This window comes from Brevibacillus choshinensis, from assembly GCF_001420695.1.
In the GTDB taxonomy this organism is placed as follows: Bacteria; Bacillota; Bacilli; order Brevibacillales; family Brevibacillaceae; genus Brevibacillus; species Brevibacillus choshinensis.
Genome location: NZ_LJJB01000015.1, coordinates 154,249 through 173,669 on the forward strand (window position 1 = coordinate 154,249; position 19,421 = coordinate 173,669).

The window sequence follows — 19,421 nt, forward strand, 5'->3', positions numbered from 1 at the left end:
CCATTATTCTACTACGATTTTCTCAGCTACACCGATTGGTGGCAGGCTGCGAGTCAATTTTGGACCGTAGTAAGCAAATACTTTCATGTCTGCTTTCAGATCCTCTGGCGTAAGTGTTTTGTTATCTTTCGCGCTCACGATTTTGGTATCTTTGTTGATGATCAGCGCTACTTTTTCAGGTGCATTCTCAGTCAGTCCCTGTCCTTCTACCAGCATTTTGCAGGTGCCTTCCTGGTCTTTCTCGATGCTTACCACGTTACCTGCTGTACCTACTACCTCAGGTGTTTCCAGGCTGCTTTTCACTACGATGCTGACCGCACCGGATTGTGGCGGCATGCTCATCGCCATCATTTTTTGGTGTGTCGCTTCGACTTCCATACCCAGCTTCAGGTCTTGTGGCTTCAGCTCTTTTCCGTCTGCTGTCGTGATTTTGGTATCTTCATTTACGTGCAGAATGATTCCAGTCTCGTACCCGTTCAACTGGAAGGATACTTTGCCATCCTCGCTTTTATGGATGGTGGTGATGGTGCCGGTACGTACAGGAGCTGCATCAGACTCTTCGTCTACGACTGTTACGGCATCGTCTGTGACGTTTACTTCTGCTTGCAGGATTTCGTCTACGAATGCCACTGGCACGTAGGTGTTACCATTCAGCAGTCTTGGTTCTGCGCCCAAGGTTTTGTACATTTTCGCAAATGGGTAGCGATCTTCTCCGACTTTCGCGTAGCTGAAGATAGCTCCTTTGTTTACTTCTGCTGCTTTCAGCTCAGCGTTCCACTTCACTTGGAAACCGAGGGATTCAGCAACGTCACGGAGTGGAACCAAAACGGTTTGTTGACCTTTATCGAAAATCGCCTGTTGCTCGATATGCTGTCCGTTTACGTTTACGGAAAGTTCTTTTACTGGTTCGGAGGTCGCCGATACCACGTTTGTTCCCAAAACGGCCAGTGCCGCCAAAGTCATCATGCCTGTACGTATTGTTTTCATGCTGTTTCAGCCTCCAATGTTATTTCTATTGTGTAGTGTCTCTATAACTTGGACGACAGCATTCAACAAACGTTTCAAATAAATTTTTCAGGGCTGCTGATTGATGATCTGACCGCTGCGTGGCATCGGTACGTCCGGCTTGCCTGACGGGTTGTTGTAAAGATAGGTCGGAACCTTGCCGACAATTAGGGCTTCCGTGATCGGAATCTGTGTCGTGACCGTCTGCTGTTGGGTGGCAAACGGGATAATCACCCGTAAGTCTACTTCGACGTAAATGTAGACGGTGACCAGCACCATGTTGATTCCCGCTTGCTTCAGCCCTGTTTCTAGCCTCGTTTTGACGGCGCCGATGGGAACAAAAGAAATCGGAATGTCAGGCCCCAAGTGCTCCAAAAAGACGTTTTTCGTTGCCAGCCCGAGCGGAACAGTCGTTTTGACGTTTTCTTGCTCAAATTCCTTCAGGCGATTTTGAATCCGCGCCGTTGTCTCTCCAACGATCCGGGAGTACTCACGAAAATTAAAGTTAACCGCCTTGATGCTGCCTTCCTGATCCTTTTCCATGAGGACGACTTCATTGAAATCAACCCCCTGCTGGCTAAGACGCTTGGTGACGGCATCCGTAATGGCTAGCTTCGCTATTTGATCCACTTTTGCCTGAGCAATCAACATCAGCGTTGGTTCAATTCGTTTTTCCGCGATGAGGAACAGAGCAAACAACCCGATGATCATGAACAAGGTTATCGCCAAGGCTCTCCTGCCCCGTCTTTGCCATCCACCTATTCTCCGACGCACGATCCATCCCTCTCTCTTGCCCCGCGGCGTGACACCGCAGTGTTAGTCAGGACGCACGGTACGCATGGACGGGCGCTTTTGCTTTTGCTTGTTTGCCTTTGGACGGCCGCTGGTCAATACCCCGCCGATTCCTGCTACAAATGTAGGTACTCCGGAAGTCACTAGAATCAACGCCCAATCGCGGAAGGACAGGTCGGTCGTCTTGAAGATCGGCTGCAGGGCATCGATGTAGACGACACCGAGAACGAGTACAAGTGACGAAATCACAGCCCAGACCAGGTATTTGTTTTCAAAGACATTGCGGTGAAAGACACTGTACTGACTGCGGCAATCAAAGACGTGAATCAGCTGTGCCATGACCAAGGTGACGAAGGCGACGGTCTGCGCGTGCACCAGGTCGTTTGGATTTTCGTGCAACGTCAGCCAGAAAGCGAGGAGTGTCATCGCCCCGATCAGAAAACCGCGGCTGATGATTTTCCAGCCCAGTCCCCTGCTGAATATATTTTCCGCCTTGTTTCGAGGATGCTGATACATCGTGTCCGCTTCCGCCTGATCCACCCCTAATGCCATGGCGGGCAATCCGTCTGTCACCAGGTTGACCCACAGGATCTGGATCGGAACCATAGGCAGTGGCAAGCCAAGCAGCATCGCAAAAAACATGACGAGAATTTCCCCTACGTTGGAAGCCAACAGATAGCGGATGAATTTGCGGATGTTGTCGTAGATATTCCGCCCTTCCTCCACGGCAGAGACGATCGTAGCGAAATTGTCATCACGAAGCACCAGATCAGCAGCTTCCTTGGTCACGTCGGTACCTGTGATGCCCATGGCAATTCCGATATCCGACGTTTTGATAGCCGGAGCGTCGTTCACTCCATCCCCCGTCATCGCTACGACATGCCCTTTGCTCTGCAAGGCACGTACAATGCGCAGCTTGTGTTCAGGAGAGACACGAGCGTAGACCGATACCCTCTCTACGTACTCTCCCAGTTGGGTATCGGACAAGTTATCCAGGTCGCGCCCTTCCAATACTTCGCCATACCCGCGCACCAGACCAATTTGTCGGGCAATCGCTTCGGCCGTCACCTTGTGGTCACCTGTAATCATGACGGTCTTGATTCCTGCCTGGTGGCACAAGTTGATCGCTGGGCGCACTTCTTCCCGAGGCGGGTCGATCATGCCTGCCACTCCGACAAAGACAAGATTGTTTTCGACGGAGCCGATCGGTTGACCAGGGCGATAGCCTTGCAGAGTCTTGTAAGCAAAGGCCAAGACACGCAGTGCTTTGCCTGCCATGGCTTCGGTTTGCTCCAGCACCTGATGACGAATCGTAGCAGAGAGCGGCTGCAGCTCCCCTTTCCAGAGAATGTGAGTAGAACGCGCCAATACCGCTTCAACTGCTCCTTTGGTCAAGAGAGAATGTACACCGTCTGAGCCTTTTTCCACGACGGACATCATTTTTCGGTCGGAATCAAACGGAAGCTCCTCGACCCGGACGGACTGATGACCCAATTTCCCCCGATCGACAGTGCCATTTTGTCCTTTTGCCGCCAGTACCTTGAGCGCTCCTTCTGTTGGGTCTCCCACGACATGCCAGTAGCGACTCGTTTTGCCCATCCCCAACAGATTGCGCGTGCTCTGCTCCTCGCAGGTCAAGCGAGCGTTATTGCAGCGCTCCGCGATACGCAATATTTGATTGAGAGCGCCATCCCGCCCCGGAGATACCATTTTTCCTTGGAGGAGAAACGCCCCCTCAGGTGCGTACCCGCTGCCGCTCACATCATAGAGCGTATTACTATGCCATACCTGCGTGACGGTCATTTTGTTCTGGGTGAGCGTCCCAGTTTTGTCCGAACAAATGACTGAGGCGCAGCCGAGCGTCTCTACTGAAGGCAGCTTGCGCACGATCGCATTGCGCCGAATCATCCGCTGTACACCGAGGGCAAGCGCTACGGTGACGATTGCCGGCAAACCTTCAGGAATCGCTGCTACGGCCAAGCTGACCCCTGCGAGGAACATCGTAAACAGCTCATGTCCATGCCATACCCCTGCGGCGATCACCACGATGGTGAGAAGAACGGCGACGACAACGAGAATTTTGCCCATCTGCTCCAGACGCACTTGTAAAGGGGTCTCGACTTCTTCGGCGGTGTTCATCAGATGCGCAATCTTGCCGATCTCTGTCCCCATCCCGGTGGCGACCACGATGCCGTTCCCCGTTCCTCCGGTGACCATGGTTCCCATAAAGGCGAGGTTTTTCTGGTCTCCCAGCGGTACTTGTGCGACGGAGGCTACCTCTAGCCTTTTGATCGATTTACTAACGGGCAGCGATTCTCCCGTCAGTGCCGATTCTTCGACTTCCAGGCGATTGGCAGAAACCAGGCGCATATCTGCTGGGACCCGATCTCCCGCTTCCAGCCATACCAAATCTCCCGGTACCAATCGGGAGGCAGGCATCATCGAAAGTTTCCCATCCCTCATGACCCGCGCCATCGGGGATGCCAGCTCCTTTAGTGCTTGCAAGGATCGCTCTGCCTTGGCCTCCTGAATGAACCCGAGAATCCCGTTAATGATGATGATCGCGATAATCGTGATGGCATCCAGGTACTCTCCGAGGAAGTAGGAAATCAAGGTAGCAATGAACAGGATGAGTACCATAAAATCCTTGAATTGATCGAGAAAGACCGTAAAGAGAGGCTTCCGTTTGTTTTCAGCCAACTGGTTGGCACCTTGTTTTGCCAGTCGCCGCTCCGCCTCCTGCTGAGTCAATCCCTGCGCCGCATCGCTATGAAGGGCTTCGGTCACGTCGGTCGCTGCCAGCGTGTACCATTTTCGAATTGGCTGTGTATCCACCTACATCTCCTCCATCCACTTCTCACTCATTCTGATATGTATGCAGACGAGCCACAAAATAAAACAACCCGTCCCTTTACCTCGGACGGGCGGATGGATTTCGGTTATTTAAAGCTTTTCGCGACTCCGATGCAAATCAACAAGATAGGCGGCAGCCAGGTCAGCTTGGCAATCCACTTACTCTGACCTGCACGTCGCCCCAGTGACAGCCCGATCGCCAACAGCAAAGCGCTCATTACGGCGATGCAGAGAGCGACTACCAGTGGTGAATAGCCGAGAAATGTAAGACTGATCCCAGCACCAAACGCATCGAGTGACAGGGCCAATCCGAGCATAACGGCTTCCCAGCCCATGATATGCCCCGAACGGTCCGTATCTGCCCGAGCGGGATCGCGAAGAATCTGAATCATCAATCCAAACATGCGAAATTGCGAGAGCACAGTCAACTCTGGCTCTCCCTGCTTCTCAACCAGCACGATTTCTCGGGGGCTCTGCTCTTCTTCGGCGGCTGCGCGCGGCGAAACGAGCCGCCACAGCGTGAATAGTCCCATCAGGATTAGGACTGCTGCCCCGATCTGCTTCCCGATTTCCGGCGTTAGCCAATAGGTCAGAGACGAACCAATCATCATGACACCATATACGACGACAAACGAACATCCAGACACGACGACAAGCGACAAGAATGGCATTCTCATGTTACGCAGCCCATACGTCAATCCTACGCTGACACTGTCCATACTGATGGCCAGGGAAACGAGCAGGAGCGAGAGCCATCCGCTCATATGTGGTCACCTCTTTCTCGTTGCCTACTAGGTATACGCGCGGAGCTCTTCCCATGTGCATGTCAGAAATGTGGCAGGCGGAAAACGGAGAGCAGAAAACGGAGAAAAAAGGCTACAGGTTCATAGGGCCACTAGCGCAGAGATCATTCCTGCACGGCTCCTTTCCAAAAACGGAACCGCGTCCAAAAGGAGCGGAAAACAGAGAAAAAAGGCTACAGGTTCATAGGGCCACTTGCGCAGAGGTCATTCCTGCACAGCTCCTTTCCAAAAACGGAACCGCGTCCAAAAGGAGCCGTGTCGGGGGAGGTTTCTCAAGTTGGACGCTAAATGCGTGTCCCGTTTTTTCCATTGCGCCTCGGCTGTGTCCCAAAGACCTTCGCTTTTTTCTCCGTTTTCCTTGGCGGCGTTTTTTGAAAGGAATTTCTGGGGGCCACCTAAACAAAATATAATGACTGATAGAACCTAATGATTTCCTTTGTGGAAATAGACCTAACAAAACACAAAAAAGCCACCTCCCGCCGTTTCCGGCAAGCGATGGCATCCTTTTCGCTCATTGCTTACAGCTCTTCGTCAAATCCACCGAAGTCAAAGTCCATACCGCCGTCTTCGCCTTCGTCTCCGCCCATTTCGTCCGAAGCGACTTCCTCATCGCCGAACATTATTTCGTTCAGCAGCATTCCGCCTAGGAATCCTGCTGCCATACCGCCAATCATGCCGCCCATTCCGCCCCCGCGGTGCGAATGAGTACCGTACTGTCCTTGACGATATGCGGCCATCGATACGTACGGGATAGAGCTCGGGTTGTTTGCGTATTCGCGGATCGTCTCCAACAGAAAGCGAGAGAGCTCTTCCTCCTGCCCTGCTTCCAGCAGTTCCTGTGGAATCACGATCTCTGCTTTATACTCCACCTCGCGTCTCAGGAAACCCGTAGCCAGATCCAGCTCAACCAGCAGCTTGAGCTCGCCTGGCGCTGCGAAGAAGATGACCTCTAGCTCCTTCAGCGGAATCCCCAGATTCGTAGCTGGGAAAAAGGAAAACTCCTGACCGTACGGCGTCAGTTTGCCGGAATCCGATTTTTGTCTCAGATCTAGACGATCCAAGGCATGTATGACACGTTCTACCGCTACAGGTGGAAGCACCTGAATATAGTCCATATCCGTCGGGTCCAGAGCCATCTCTACATCTAGCTTGGTATGCAGGTAATATTGAATAGACGGTGTGGACATGGCCAAACCTTCTGGCAATTCAAAAGCAAAAGGAATTTCCAACACAGATGGCTTTGGCTGCACCGTGAAGTTGCTTCTTACCGGGAACAGCTGCACCGGCTTCGTGACTTCTTGTCCCTTCACGTACGCCTTCATCATGAAAATAGCACTCAAATCGGAAATCCGTTGTTCGACATTGCCGCCCTCGATACGGACGACACCTGTCATCGTTTCGCCGAGGCGGTACCCGGAACGATCCAATTGCAGGTCAACCTTGGCTGCGCCCACACCTAATTTGGCCATCAGCTTTTTTAGCATAAAGCCTCTCCTCCTCCACTCATAAGTGATTACTTATATGGCTAGTGTATCAGAAGAAGCATCCGTTGCGCGAGTAGCCAATGCATTTCCGAGCAATCGAACCAAACGTCCGGCACATTCTCCCGTTGTATCTCGCAAAGCGGAAAACTCCGTCACTTCCATGCCCATGACCCGGTGATCTCGCAGGACTGCAGCTAGTAAACGCTCAGCCTCTGTCAGAGACAAGCCCGTTTTGCTTGGGGAGTACGCGGCAGCCATCGCTTCTTCATCCATAACATCTACGTCAAAATGGATGAGCAGTTTCGCATCTGCCGGAATTTTCTCCAAAACTGACTGGACCCATTGCTCCAGCTCACCTGTCTGTAGCTGAGCCAGCGTAATCACGTCTACTCCATAATTCTCACCCGGTTGCTGCTGACACCCCAGTACGTTGATCCGCTCGGCTGTCCACCCTGTATCTTCTGCCCACATTCCATTGTCCTGTAGCAAAAACCAGAGTCCCATTCCCGCTGCCCCTACGCAGCGAGTCGCGATTGGCTGCATGGCATCAAAGTGACCATCTATCACCAACAAATACGCCTGTTCTCCGTACAACGCCTGATGTGCTGCCGCAGTCCCTACGATCAGGCTGCAATCTCCCCCGAGCATAAGCGAGAAATGTTCGCCGCCCAGCCAGTTGCGCGCTTCTTCCCGCAGCAAGTCCCACAGCATCCGAGGCGCGGGCCAATTGCGAACTGGCGGAACATTGTGCCTTGGCATCTCATCCGGAAGCGTCAGATTTCCTACGTCGCGCACATCCAACCCCATCTGTTGCAAATATCCGATCAAGCCAGCCTTTCGTAAAGCATCGGGAGCGAGCTCCGTCCCAGAGACGTACGCCCCTGCAAAATGAGGTATGCCAACCACATTAACTTTTATCGCCAATCCCTCCTGAATCCACCTGTAAATCTGTCCTCAGTATATCACAGCCTAGAATCCAGATATTGGATCAACTCACTCACAGATGGACGCAACCAGCGATCGGGCAAAGATGTCGCTTCCCCTTGAATCAGTTGGCAAGCTAATGCATTCGGGTGGATATCCGCACTCAAAAAATAGATTTGCTGAGCAGGTGCCGGGAGGGCCTCCATCGTCTCCACACATTTGCATACATATGCCTGCAGCGCTTCCCGATAAGCTGGGGCAGTTAACGCCGTACCGCTCCACACCTCAATCCCTGTCAGTGCCTTGGCATGGGCGGCATCGAGACTCTTGGAGAGCGAGCAGATGACAAACAGCAGCTGCTCTGTCGCCAATTGATACCGCTTTTGATACTGCTTGGCAAAGCGAGCAATCGTCGCATTCCAGGAGTGAGTATCGTAGCTACCCAGATCGGGAATGCATTTGAGCACCGCTACGACTTTCCCATCCTTTTTGGCAAAAAGTAACCCTTCCATGGCCAAAAACTCATAGTCTGTCAGCCTCTGCGCGAGGAAATTCCCCACTTTTTCATGCATGACACGAGAGATGCGCTGCGAGGATTTTCGTTTCAGCTTTTGCCTCACACGCACTTCTTCCTCATTCAAATAGACTTGCGTCAACAAGGCAAACAACTGCTTTTCCGTACATGGCTCACCTTGTTCTTCTCCCTGACTCTCACGTTTGGCTACAAGAGACTCCAGCTGTCTATAGGCGTCCGCCATGCTTTGCTCCCATCGCTCTTCCTTCACTCCACCCATCGTTATCCTCCCTTATATTGTGTCGGGTGTATGATCAGCCACGACCAGCACATCCATGTGTCGAACTTCCCGCAGCAGCCGTAATATCACGGATCCTTCCCGAATTTCCTTCCATCTCGTTCTCGCCGATTGCCCAATCACGGCTTGGGTTGTTTGTCTCTCGTTCATCAGATGAACCAGTTCGGTAAATACCCTGCGCCCGCTCGCTGCCTTCCCTTGTTCAAAGACGCCTCCGAGCCGTTCCGTCAGCTTTTTCAGCTTTTCCAGCTGTTGCTGTTCCTCGGCAGTCAAAGGCAGGTGGTCTTGCACGTAAGCGACATGCCAGCGTGCCTTTAGCCGGTAGGCGATGCGAAAGCCACGGCGTATCAGTCTTTCACTATCTGCACGCAAATTGACACAGACAAAGATCACTTCCTGCTGCCGCCACGGCCCCCGCAGCGTCCGTCGCTCCCAAGCCTCCAGGCGTTCATCTACGTCGTCCGCCACTTCCCGCAAAGCAAGCTCACGCAGGGCGATCAGATTCCCGGTTTTAAAAAAGTGGTTCAGCGATTGCTCCACCTTTTCCATGGCGTAAATGTTTCCCTCACGCATCCGCTGCCGAAGTGCTTTTGGGGAAATATCGATCAGCTCGACCTCGTCCGCCTGATGGAGGATATGATCTGGGACCGTTTCCCGCACGCGAATGCCTGTGATCTGTTCGACGCTGTCGTTGAGGCTCTCCAAGTGTTGAATATTCATCGTGGAAATCACGGAAATTCCCGCCGCTAAAATTTTTTCCACATCCAGATAGCGCTTTTCGTATACACTACCTGGCACATTGGTATGAGCCAGCTCATCGACCAGAACCACTTCTGGATTACGGCGAATGATTTCGTCCGTATCCATCTCCTCGAGGATCACGTTTTTGTACGGAATGCGTTTTCTTGGGATAACCGGGAGATGGCCTACCTGTTCGATCGTTTCTTTGCGGCCATGCGTCTCCAGCAGACCTACGACAACGTCAATCCCCTTTTTCGCCAGCTCGTTTCCTTCGCGGAGCATCGTGTAGGTCTTGCCGACGCCAGGAGCCGCTCCCACGTATACCTTGAGCGTGCCGCGCCGTATTTTCCCGATCTCCTGCTGTACCTCTTCCTCGGACAAGCGGCGATACGGATTTGTCTGCGGGGCGCTTCTTTTCGTCGGCAACACTCGCTCACCATCCCGCTCGGATCGGTCCGCCACGATCAAAATATCTATGTTCCTCGTCTTTCGCAGGATCTTGTGGACGACTGAGCCATACCAAATTTCTTCCCAGCGCGTTCGCTTGGACTGCCCCATGACGATCCGAGTCACGTTGTTGTCCATGGCATAAACGACCAGCTCGTTTGCCACGTCCGTATCCCGATGCAACGGACGTTCTTCAAAAACTCCTCCTACCTTGTCGACCAGCTTGCCGATCGATCGTCGAAAGGTCGCTTCTTCCTTTGTCAGCTTTTTCACCGGGGACCGGAAACAGACGACCAAGAGCTCTCCGCCGAGCCGCTTGGCTACCTGCTGGCCTCTCCTGACCAGAATCGACCCGTTCCAGTGATACTGCGCGGACACCAGCACACGTTCCGTCGCGCCCGACGCTCCGACCATGCCGTGTTTTTCCCGGTAGTCCTCCAGATCCTCGTTGACACCATTGGCGACAAAACGCAGGGTCAGCTCTCGCAGTACCTGCAGATTGTCACGTCGGAACAAAGGGTTTGGTGTTTGAGACACCTCGATGTTGCCTTCCGCAAGCCGCTTTAGCATGGATTCGGGAGTCACGTCCAAGAGCTTCACCTCGTCCGCCAAGGCGAGCGTATCTTCTGGCACACACTGTTCAATCCGGACTTCTGCCTTGGTCAATCGCTCCGCGAGCTCCTTCATTCCAGCCAGCTCGTATATATTGACGGTGGCAATGACGCTAATATTGTGACCCAGAAGGTAAAGCACGTCATCCAAGCGAGTAAGCCGAGGAGCCTCCGTGCGATTCCGATGAGCCAGCCCATCGACGAGTACGACCTCCGGATCGCGATCTACGATGGCTGCTACGTTCAGGTCATATCTCTCTTCTCCCTGCGCGTTCCAGCAAATCGCCGGAATTTTCTCCAGACCCTCGAGCTGCTCGGCCAGCTTCGGACGAGTGGCGACCCCGAGGATGCCGACCACCACATCGATCCCCTTTTTCTTCAAGCTCTGTCCTTCCATCAGCAAATGATAGGTTTTTCCCGAACCGCTCACTGCCCCGAGGATGATTTTTAACCGCCCTCGATGCATTTTGGAAATGGACTGCAAGATTTCTTCAGGGGACTTTCTCCGAAACTGCTCTCCCATGCTCCCGCTCTCCTTTTCCCTCTATTTCAGGTGATCCAGTGCCAGATTCAGCTTCAATACATTTACCCGTGGTTCTCCGAATACACCGAGGCTTCTGCCTTCCGTTTGTTCCTCGATCAGGACCCGCAGCTTGGCGGGATCCAGATTACGAGCCTTGGCAATTCGCTCTACCTGTACATTCGCTGCCTGTGGGGAAATGTGAGGGTCGAGACCCGAACCGGAGTTGGTCAACAGATCGGCTGGAATATCCTTCTGTTTGACACCCGGGTTCGCTTCCAAAAAGGCGGCCAAATCCTTTTGCGTGCGTTCGATGAGCGCAGGATTGGACGGTGCATAGTTGTTGGAACCCGAACCAGCTGCGTTATTTTCTATAGAAGAAACACGACCGGAAAAGTACTTCGGCTCCGTGAAATTTTGGCCAATCAGTTCAGAGCCGATGACCTTGCCCGATTCATCGACGATCAGACTGCCGCTCGCCTGGGCAGGCATGACGACTTGCGCGATTCCCGTCATCGCCAACGGGTAAGCCAGACCGCAAATCAACAACAGAACGAAACTGAGACGCAGATTGGTAAGCCACATATAAATTCACCTTTGCTTTCTTTGCGTAAATGATGGTTACACCAAGCCGAGTGTGACCAGAATCAAGTCAATCAGCTTGATACCGACAAACGGTACGAGAATACCACCCAGTCCGTAGATAACGAGATTGCGGCTCAGCAGTTTGGTTGCACTCATGGGTGTGTATTTGACACCTTTCATCGCCAGCGGAATCAGGATCGGGATAATGATCGCATTAAAGATCAACGCGGACAAAATTGCACTTTGCGGTGTCGCCAGATTCATGATGTTCAGTGCGCTCATTTGCGGGATCGCCAGCATGAACATCGCCGGGATGATCGCGAAGTATTTCGCCACGTCGTTTGCGATACTAAAGGTCGTCAGCGCACCACGCGTCATGAGTAGCTGCTTGCCGATCGCCACTACCTCGATAATTTTGGTCGGGTCGGAGTCCAGATCGACCATGTTCGCAGCTTCTTTCGCCGCTACTGTCCCTGTGTTCATCGCCAAGCCTACATCTGCCTGAGCGAGCGCAGGTGCGTCGTTCGTCCCGTCACCGGTCATCGCGACCAGCTTGCCTGCTGCTTGTTCTTTACGGATCAACGCGATTTTGTCTTCGGGCTTTGCTTCTGCCACGAAGTCGTCTACGCCGGCTTCTTTTGCAATCGTCGCTGCCGTCAACGGGTTATCGCCTGTACACATCACCGTGCGAATCCCCATGCGGCGCAATTCTTCAAAACGTTCGCGCATCCCCGATTTCACCGTATCTTTCAAATAAATCAATCCCAGGATGGTCTTGCCTTCCGCTACTGCCAGTGGCGTTCCTCCTGCTATCGCGATGGCGTTCGCTTTTGTATCCAAATCAGCGGGAATGCTGCCGCCCTGCTCGCTGATGTATTTTTTGATCGCATCCACTGCCCCTTTGCGTATGAGAGTACCCTCCGCCAAATTCGTACCGCTCATGCGAGTCTCAGCGCGGAACTCGATGCCTTCCGAGCCGGGGAGCTCGAGCTCCGTGCCAGCCAGCCCCTGTTTTTTCGCCAGCTCAATTACAGACCGCCCTTCAGGCGTCTCATCAAAAATGGAGCTTTGTGCTGCTACTTTATTCAGTACGTCCGGTTTGGCCCTCCCTACTGTCACAAACTCCGATGCCATCCGGTTTCCGTGCGTGATCGTTCCCGTCTTATCCAAAATGATCGTGTTGATGTCACCGGATGCTTCTACCGCTTTCCCCGACATGGCGATCACGTTGAATTGCGTGACCCGGTCCATCCCAGCGATCCCGATAGCAGATAATAACCCGCCAATCGTGGTCGGAATCAGGCAGACGAGCAAGGCAATCAGCGTCGCAACCGGGATCGCTGCGTTCACATAGCCGGCAATCGGCAACAGCGTCGTGCAGACGATCAGGAATATCAAGGTCAAACTGACCAACAAGGTGTTGAGCGCAATCTCATTCGGAGTCTTTTGACGTTTCGCCCCTTCTACCAGCGATATCATGCGATCGAGGAAGGATTCACCTGGATCAGTCGTGACTCGTACCCGAATCTGGTCACTGACGACCCGAGTGCCTCCCGTAACGGAGCTGAAATCACCGCCAGCCTCTTTGATAACAGGAGCCGATTCACCCGTAATCGCTGATTCATCTACAGATGCTACCCCTTCAATGATCTCACCATCGCTCGGGATCAGCTCACCGGTTTCTACGATGACGACATCGCCTTTTCTCAGCTCGGTGGAACTGACGATTTGTGTAGAGCCGTCTTTGGCGAGTCGTCGCGCTTTGGTATCCTGCTTGGTTTTTTTCAAGCTCTCCGCCTGAGCTTTCCCGCGACCTTCTGCCAACGCCTCAGCGAAGTTGGCAAACAGAATCGTCACGAAGAGGATGATGCTGACTACAGCGTTATAGGCCGGTTCTGATGCTCCCCCAAACAAATTGGGGATGAATGTGAGGAGCAAGGTGATGACAAAGCCTACCTCCACTACGAACATCACCGGATTTTTCATCATGACGCGCGGGTCCAGTTTTTTGAAAGACTCGACAAACGCCCTCCGGTACAAGTCTTTGGGAAGCGCAACCGTGCGCGTTCTGCTCATCGTAAAAATCTCCTTTGCCTCTATTATTTTCGATCCGTCTGTCTATCGCAGGGTCAGCCACTCGGCAATCGGCCCCAGAACTAGCACGGGCAAGAAAGTCAGCGCACCCACGATAATCACAGTTGCCAGCAAAATCACCAGAAATACCTTGTTATCGGTGCGCAATGTACCCATGGTCTCAGGTACCGGTGTTTTGACGATCAGCGAACCGGCAACTGCTAGCATGGCAATGATAGACACGTAACGGCCAAACAGCATGACCAGACCGGTTGAAATGTTCCAGAACGGCGTGTTGTCTCCGAGTCCTTCAAATCCAGAGCCGTTGTTGGCTGCCGATGAAGTAAATTCATACAAGACTTGCGAAATTCCATGGAAGCCTGGGTTTGAGATCCCGGCTGTACCCATATCCGTCGCCAATGCGATAGCTGTAGGCGCCAAAATGATCAACGGGTGCACGAGAATCGCAATCGCGATCAGCTTCATTTCTTTGCCCTCAATCTTGCGGCCTAAAAACTCCGGTGTACGCCCTACCATCAGTCCCGCGATAAACACGGCCAAAATCGCGTACATCAAAATGTTGACCGTACCTACACCGTCTCCGCCAAAAACGCAATTGAGCATCATTTCACCCAGTGGCACGAGTCCTCCGAGAGGTGTCAATGTATCGTGCATGTTGTTAACCGTACCTGTCGTCGCTGCTGTCGTAACCGCCGTAAACAAGGCGCTCTGCGCGATCCCGAAGCGTACCTCTTTCCCTTCCATGCTACCCATGGTCTGGGCCAATCCCGCACGCTCCAATGCCGGGTTGCCGTTCCCTTCATTGAAATAGGCGAGGAGCAGGAAGCACAGAAACATGACGCCCATCGCTCCGAAAATAATCCAGCCTTGCTTGCGGCTTTTCGCCATGAATCCAAAGGTAATCGGTAGCGAAGCCGGAATCAGAAACATCGAAATAATTTCCAATACGTTGGAGAAAGGCGTCGGGTTTTCAAAAGGATGCGAAGAGTTGACCCCGAAGAATCCCCCACCGTTCGTACCCAAATGCTTGATCGAAACGAGTGAAGCTACGGGCCCCCGTGCGATTTTCTGCTCCGCCCCAGTAATGGTTGTTGCTGTCACAGTCGGTTCCATTGTTTGTGGAACCCCTTGGGCTACGAGCAGCAGCGTGACTACGATCGCCAGGGGAATCAATACCCGGGTGTGGGCACGAATCAAGTCCACGTAGTAGTTCCCGATACTGCGCTTTCCTGTTAGCCCGCGCATGAATGCCATGACGACGGCGATGCCTGTCGCCGGTGTAGTAAACATCAGAAAGATAATGACCATCATTTGCGAGAGATAAGACAATCCACTCTCACCGCTGTAGTGCTGCAGGTTGGTATTGGTCAAAAAACTGACAGCTGTGTTGAACGACAGCAGTGGGTCCATCGCTGCGATCCCACTTGGATTTGCAGGCAGTACCCCTTGCAGGCGAAGCAACAAATACGAGATCGCTACCATCACGATGTTGCTCACCAAGACAGCTACTGCGTACTGCTTCCAGCTCATGTCAGCTACGCGAATGCCAGACACCTTGTAAATCAGTTGTTCAAACCCGCCAAAAAAGCGATCCAATCCGGTTTTCTCGAGCGAAAATGCGCTAGCCAGATATCGTCCCATCGGTATGGCCAGCACGAGCAGTACGACCAAGACCAACGATATTTGTAGAAAGTCCACGACAGTTCCTCCTAACTCCCTGTATGAAATCAAACGGTCGAACTCAATATTTTTCCGGATAGATCAAGGCATGACACAAATACAGTGCGAGTGCTGCCATGATGATCAGTAACAAGATCATTTTTCTTTCCCTCCCTGTTCTCTCACCACGGCGTCACAAAATTTGATAAAAGCGAAAAATGCACCAAATGAAAGCGCCAAGAGCAGTATGGAAACTGCGTCCATGTCTTTCCCTCCTTCTCCTGTCTTTTCTCCCGATCCCTACGCGCTACGTCCTTCTTTTGTCCACCTCCGCACCACCGTGCACTTTCTTATGAAACAGTCAGACCAGGTCGCCTCTTTCGCTTATCCTGTACAGGCCCTCTCTCGGGAAAAAGCCTGCCCATGGGATAAAAAATAGACCAATGCTCACCATTTCCCCGTAGATCGCCATAGAATGGGCAAGCTGAACAAACGAACGCAGTCGTCTGCAACCCTTAGCCATAACGATTTTTCATCGGAGAAAAAGTACTCATTGGTCTACCGAACGCCCAGCTGACAGTGGTTTGCCATCTTTGCGTCTTGTCTCCCGTTTCCTTCTTCCGAAAACAGCTTATTTTTTTGCACTATCTGAGACAATAAAAACTCTAAGGTTGATAGTATAAAGTGCAACTAAGGCTTCGCTGAAAGTCTTGGCAAAGCCAAGTTTTCTAAGAGCAAAACAAAAAGACCTGCAGAATGTTTTGAACGTGACCTTTTCTTGCCAAATGACGGGCAACAAAAAAGGCCTCCTGAGAAAAACTTCTTTAGGCGGAAGTTTTTCTGGCGCTCCAGAATTCATAAGCATCACGCTTATCCTTTCTGGCACGTTCACATAGGCGGTCCTTAGACCTCCCTCGCTTTAGCCGACGAAGTTAGCTGACGGGTAGGATGGCGAAAGAGTTTCTCATCCCTCCCACGACAATTCGTGGGATTAACCCCTACTGATTGGGTCCTCCGTTCCCGAGTGCCTCGGGATTTGGCCAGATTTGCAATTGTTGGTTACGAGTCTCATTATACGTCCGGCATAACCGGTTGTTAATGTCCTGTTTCTGGCTGTTTTGCACGATTTGTGGATTCTTTATCGATGTAAACGGATTAATCCCTTCCGATCTCATCCGATCATGATATTTCATGGTTTCTCTTGCGTTTTCATCCAATTTGCAGTGCTCTACCCTTGGTCAGAGGTTCAGGTTGACAGCCCTCGGACCCCTGAGTAATATAAGGCACAATGATAAATTATGGGAGGTATGGCGTTTGGCCATCTCGAACAAAAAAAAGCTGGAAGCCGAGATCAGCGAAGCTTTTATAAAATTCCAGCGCGACTTGATCGGACGAGGTCCTCAGGAGGCAAAGACGTACATCGTAGGAGACATGGTGATCTGCCGCTTCAAGGGTGTACTGACTGTAGAGGAACGACATTTGTCCAGTCATGACAAGGGACGCCGCATCGTAAAGGAAATGCGCGAGGTCTTGCGTGAGATGTACAGTGAGGAATCGGAAGCGATCGTGGAGAAGCATACCGGTTGCAAGGTACTTTCCAGCCACAGTGATATTAGTACCAAGATGGGCGAACGTATCGAGGTGTACGTATTGGACAAGGACCTCGAAAAAATGATGTCCTAAGAGATAAGAACATTCCATAAAAACTCTTGCCAACTAACAAAACCAGCAGAGCTACTAATTGTAGCTATTCTGCTGGTAAGTGCTCTGCTTTCTTAATCAAACATGAATACGTGCTTCCACAAGCAATGCTTGCTTAAGATCTGCGATAATATCTTGCGGGTCCTCCAAACCGACGGAAAGGCGGATCAATCCGTCCGTGATGCCGAATTTTAATCGCTCCTCCGGTAGAATGGCTGCGTGCGTCATGGTAGCAGGGTGCTGGACCAGTGTTTCTGGATCTCCTAGGCTAAATGAAATCATAGCCAGTTTCAACTTATTAATAAATCGCTTGCCCTCCTCGATTCCACCAGCTACTTCAAAGGATACAATTCCTCCCATGCCTCTCATCTGTTCCTTTGCAAGCAGATGCTGTGGATGTGATTGAAGTCCAGGGTAAAACACGTTTTCAATTGCTGGATGGCTTTCCAGATATTCAGCCACAAGTTGTGCACTGTTGCAATGCTGCTGAACGCGCAAACCCATCGTCTTCAAGCCGCGCAGGATCAGGTAGGCTTCCCAAGCATTCAGATTCTGCCCCAGATCGCCTGCGATTTTCTTGCGGATAAACTGAGTATACGTTTTGTTGCCTACAACAAACCCAGCCAACACATCGCCATGGCCGTTCAGGTACTTGGTTGCACTGTGGACTACCAGATCGGCGCCAAGCAGCAACGGATTTTGGAGACACGGTGACATAAACGTGTTATCCACGATCAGCGGAATGGAATACGCCTGCGAAATCTTCGAGATCGCTTGGATGTCCAGTACGGTCAGACGCGGATTAGACGGAGTCTCGATATAAATCGCTTTCGTGTTTGGTTGGATCGCTGCTTTGATTGCATGAAGATTGGTGCAATCCACGAAATCAAACGAGATCCCGAAACGAGGCGCGAGCGAGGTTAAAAAGCTGTAGGTTCCACCATAAACGTCCTTCGTCACCACAACATGGTCCCCTTGCTGCAGGACAGCCAGCAGAGCAGAGGAGATCGCCGCCATACCGCTGCTTAGCCCCACACTATCTTCTCCTCCCTCCATTTCTGCGATTTTTTGTTCCAGTATGCGTACTGTCGGATTTCCGTATCGTCCGTAATAAATGCCAGGCTTTTCACCGGAAACCACCGCAGCCGCTGTTTCCACATCCGGGAAAGCATAAGCTACTGCCGGAATGACGGATTGCGAAATTGCCCCCGATTGAGAATCAAGATTCAAGGCTGAATGAATCATTCGTGTGTTCATGCCCCATGCTGGGTTACTCATATTTCTTTTACTCCCTTCCTTTTTGGATTGTTTATTGAGCCCCACTTTGTTGGTTCCTCTCTAATAAATCCAGGTCAAGTCGCACGCCCTCCGCTCGAAAGTCCTTGCTTAAATACAACGAAGCAATCTCAATCAATCTATCTGTGTAGGGTGTTTTTACGCCTAACTTTCGGCCTAACTCTGAAATGGGCACCAAGCCATAGGGGATATCCTCGGTTATATACCGATGAGAAAAGGTAAGTGGCGCTATGGAGGTAGAGAAAATCGTACGTAACGCATCGTATAAATCATCAAAATCTCTTTGATAGAAGGTATTTAACAGCGTTAATAGACTAACCGCTCCCACACCCAGTTTCACCGCTATTCGCAATCTCTCCTGATCGATCTGCTCAATATAATCGGTTGTCCGCTTTGTAGCACCCTGATAATAAAACTTGAAGGGCTCCACGGCATCGACCCGACCCGCGTTAAATAGCATAACGGGTGGATGAACCGTCACATTTGTATTGTTGAGCGATGTTTCCAATACCGAAGAGACCGCTTCCCATTGCGGAAACAAGTGTTTCAACTGCTGTACAACACCGGTAGCCTGATCAGCCGGAATCGCCCCTACTGTGATCTTGCTTTTGATCGCCTTCACGTCAATAACGCCTGACTCAAGGGAGCGACAAACCAGCATCATTGTGTCGGTCTCCGCAAGAACAATTCGTTTCTGCGTCCATACATCTCCGAGAATAGAGGAAAATTCAAGAGCACCCCAATATCCCGGCATAATAATAATCGTTTGGCCATCCTGTAAATGACACTTCATTCTTTGACATACCTCTTTATGTCCACCAGCTGTGGTAGTCACAAGAATGACAGACGCACCACGGATGGCCTCCTCGATGCTTGTGGTCACCGGCACATGTACATGCCCCACTAGCCTGTTTTGCAGACGAATTCCACTTGCCTCAAGATTTTTTACCTTTAATTCGTTACGGTCAAACAACGTGACCTCTTGTCCCTGCAAAGTGAGAAACGCGGCAAACGTCTGCCCCGTATTCCCACCGCCGATGACAGCAAACTTCATAAAAAATCAACCTCCACAGAACAAATACAGTTATAATTGT

General features: G+C 51.6%; 16 protein-coding genes and 1 riboswitch. Of the genes, 1 reads left to right on the forward strand and 15 read right to left on the reverse strand.

Annotated features, from left to right (window positions below):
* Positions 1 to 3: 3 nt before the first annotated feature.
* From AN963_RS29170 to AN963_RS29230, 13 genes are all read right to left on the reverse strand, one after another.
* Complete coding sequence (locus tag AN963_RS29170) at positions 4 to 987, reverse strand: copper amine oxidase N-terminal domain-containing protein (protein WP_055748064.1); 984 nt, start codon at positions 985 to 987, stop codon at positions 4 to 6.
* Between the two features lie 87 nt (positions 988 to 1,074).
* Entirely contained in the window at positions 1,075 to 1,779 is a 705-nt protein-coding gene (gene yunB, locus AN963_RS29175; protein ID WP_055748065.1) for a sporulation protein YunB, read from the reverse strand.
* Between the two features lie 42 nt (positions 1,780 to 1,821).
* A complete protein-coding gene (locus AN963_RS29180; protein WP_055748066.1) occupies positions 1,822 to 4,632 on the reverse strand; it encodes a calcium-translocating P-type ATPase, SERCA-type in 2,811 nt (936 codons plus the stop codon).
* A gap of 104 nt (positions 4,633 to 4,736) precedes the next feature.
* Positions 4,737 to 5,414 (reverse strand): sporulation membrane protein YtaF, encoded by a 678-nt coding sequence (ytaF, locus tag AN963_RS29185; protein WP_055748067.1) that lies wholly within the window; start codon positions 5,412 to 5,414, stop codon positions 4,737 to 4,739.
* Between the two features lie 557 nt (positions 5,415 to 5,971).
* Positions 5,972 to 6,937 carry a sporulation protein gene (locus tag AN963_RS29195; protein WP_055748069.1) on the reverse strand — a complete coding sequence of 322 codons (966 nt, stop codon included), beginning with the start codon at positions 6,935 to 6,937 and terminating at the stop codon, positions 5,972 to 5,974.
* A gap of 33 nt (positions 6,938 to 6,970) precedes the next feature.
* Positions 6,971 to 7,861, reverse strand: coding sequence for an arginase family protein (locus AN963_RS29200; RefSeq protein WP_236708142.1), 891 nt, complete (start codon positions 7,859 to 7,861; stop codon positions 6,971 to 6,973).
* A gap of 38 nt (positions 7,862 to 7,899) precedes the next feature.
* On the reverse strand, positions 7,900 to 8,655 hold the full coding sequence (locus AN963_RS29205) for a hypothetical protein (protein ID WP_055748071.1): 756 nt from the start codon (positions 8,653 to 8,655) through the stop codon (positions 7,900 to 7,902).
* Positions 8,656 to 8,667: 12 nt separating this feature from the next.
* Positions 8,668 to 10,995: a universal stress protein gene (locus tag AN963_RS29210; RefSeq protein ID WP_055748072.1), complete on the reverse strand. Its 2,328-nt coding sequence runs from the start codon at positions 10,993 to 10,995 to the stop codon at positions 8,668 to 8,670.
* Between the two features lie 21 nt (positions 10,996 to 11,016).
* Complete coding sequence (gene kdpC / locus AN963_RS29215; protein WP_055748073.1) at positions 11,017 to 11,577, reverse strand: potassium-transporting ATPase subunit KdpC; 561 nt, start codon at positions 11,575 to 11,577, stop codon at positions 11,017 to 11,019.
* Positions 11,578 to 11,613: 36 nt separating this feature from the next.
* On the reverse strand, positions 11,614 to 13,653 hold the full coding sequence (gene kdpB / locus AN963_RS29220; protein WP_055748074.1) for a potassium-transporting ATPase subunit KdpB: 2,040 nt from the start codon (positions 13,651 to 13,653) through the stop codon (positions 11,614 to 11,616).
* Positions 13,654 to 13,695: 42 nt separating this feature from the next.
* Positions 13,696 to 15,369 (reverse strand): potassium-transporting ATPase subunit KdpA, encoded by a 1,674-nt coding sequence (gene kdpA, locus AN963_RS29225; protein ID WP_055748075.1) that lies wholly within the window; start codon positions 15,367 to 15,369, stop codon positions 13,696 to 13,698.
* Between the two features lie 43 nt (positions 15,370 to 15,412).
* A complete protein-coding gene (kdpF, locus tag AN963_RS32625; protein ID WP_152985753.1) occupies positions 15,413 to 15,490 on the reverse strand; it encodes a K(+)-transporting ATPase subunit F in 78 nt (25 codons plus the stop codon).
* Between the two features lie 471 nt (positions 15,491 to 15,961).
* Positions 15,962 to 16,222: a hypothetical protein gene (locus AN963_RS29230; protein ID WP_055748076.1), complete on the reverse strand. Its 261-nt coding sequence runs from the start codon at positions 16,220 to 16,222 to the stop codon at positions 15,962 to 15,964.
* A 14-nt stretch (positions 16,223 to 16,236) separates the two neighbouring features.
* A riboswitch (cyclic di-AMP (ydaO/yuaA leader) is annotated at positions 16,237 to 16,382 on the reverse strand.
* 262 nt (positions 16,383 to 16,644) lie between these two features.
* Between AN963_RS29230 and AN963_RS29235 the strand changes: the two genes are divergently transcribed.
* Complete coding sequence (locus AN963_RS29235) at positions 16,645 to 17,013, forward strand: DUF2294 domain-containing protein (protein WP_055748077.1); 369 nt, start codon at positions 16,645 to 16,647, stop codon at positions 17,011 to 17,013.
* A gap of 96 nt (positions 17,014 to 17,109) precedes the next feature.
* Here AN963_RS29235 and AN963_RS29240 read toward each other — a convergent pair whose 3' ends face one another.
* Together AN963_RS29240 and AN963_RS29245 are read right to left on the reverse strand one after the other, a co-directional pair.
* A complete protein-coding gene (locus AN963_RS29240; protein ID WP_055748193.1) occupies positions 17,110 to 18,309 on the reverse strand; it encodes a trans-sulfuration enzyme family protein in 1,200 nt (399 codons plus the stop codon).
* Positions 18,310 to 18,340: 31 nt separating this feature from the next.
* Positions 18,341 to 19,381 carry an NAD/NADP-dependent octopine/nopaline dehydrogenase family protein gene (locus tag AN963_RS29245; RefSeq protein ID WP_055748078.1) on the reverse strand — a complete coding sequence of 347 codons (1,041 nt, stop codon included), beginning with the start codon at positions 19,379 to 19,381 and terminating at the stop codon, positions 18,341 to 18,343.
* Positions 19,382 to 19,421 lie beyond the last annotated feature (40 nt).

Coding starts and splice junctions, on each gene's coding strand:
- ytaF (WP_055748067.1), bottom strand. CDS start 5,414: ATGAGCGGATGGCTCTCGCTCCTGCTCGTTTCCCTGGCCATCAGTATG.
- kdpB (WP_055748074.1), bottom strand. CDS start 13,653: ATGAGCAGAACGCGCACGGTTGCGCTTCCCAAAGACTTGTACCGGAGG.
- AN963_RS29210 (WP_055748072.1), bottom strand. CDS start 10,995: ATGGGAGAGCAGTTTCGGAGAAAGTCCCCTGAAGAAATCTTGCAGTCC.
- AN963_RS29205 (WP_055748071.1), bottom strand. CDS start 8,655: ATGGGTGGAGTGAAGGAAGAGCGATGGGAGCAAAGCATGGCGGACGCC.
- AN963_RS29240 (WP_055748193.1), bottom strand. CDS start 18,309: ATGAGTAACCCAGCATGGGGCATGAACACACGAATGATTCATTCAGCC.
- AN963_RS29195 (WP_055748069.1), bottom strand. CDS start 6,937: ATGCTAAAAAAGCTGATGGCCAAATTAGGTGTGGGCGCAGCCAAGGTT.
- AN963_RS29245 (WP_055748078.1), bottom strand. CDS start 19,381: ATGAAGTTTGCTGTCATCGGCGGTGGGAATACGGGGCAGACGTTTGCC.
- AN963_RS29170 (WP_055748064.1), bottom strand. CDS start 987: ATGAAAACAATACGTACAGGCATGATGACTTTGGCGGCACTGGCCGTT.
- kdpC (WP_055748073.1), bottom strand. CDS start 11,577: ATGTGGCTTACCAATCTGCGTCTCAGTTTCGTTCTGTTGTTGATTTGC.
- kdpF (WP_152985753.1), bottom strand. CDS start 15,490: ATGATCTTGTTACTGATCATCATGGCAGCACTCGCACTGTATTTGTGT.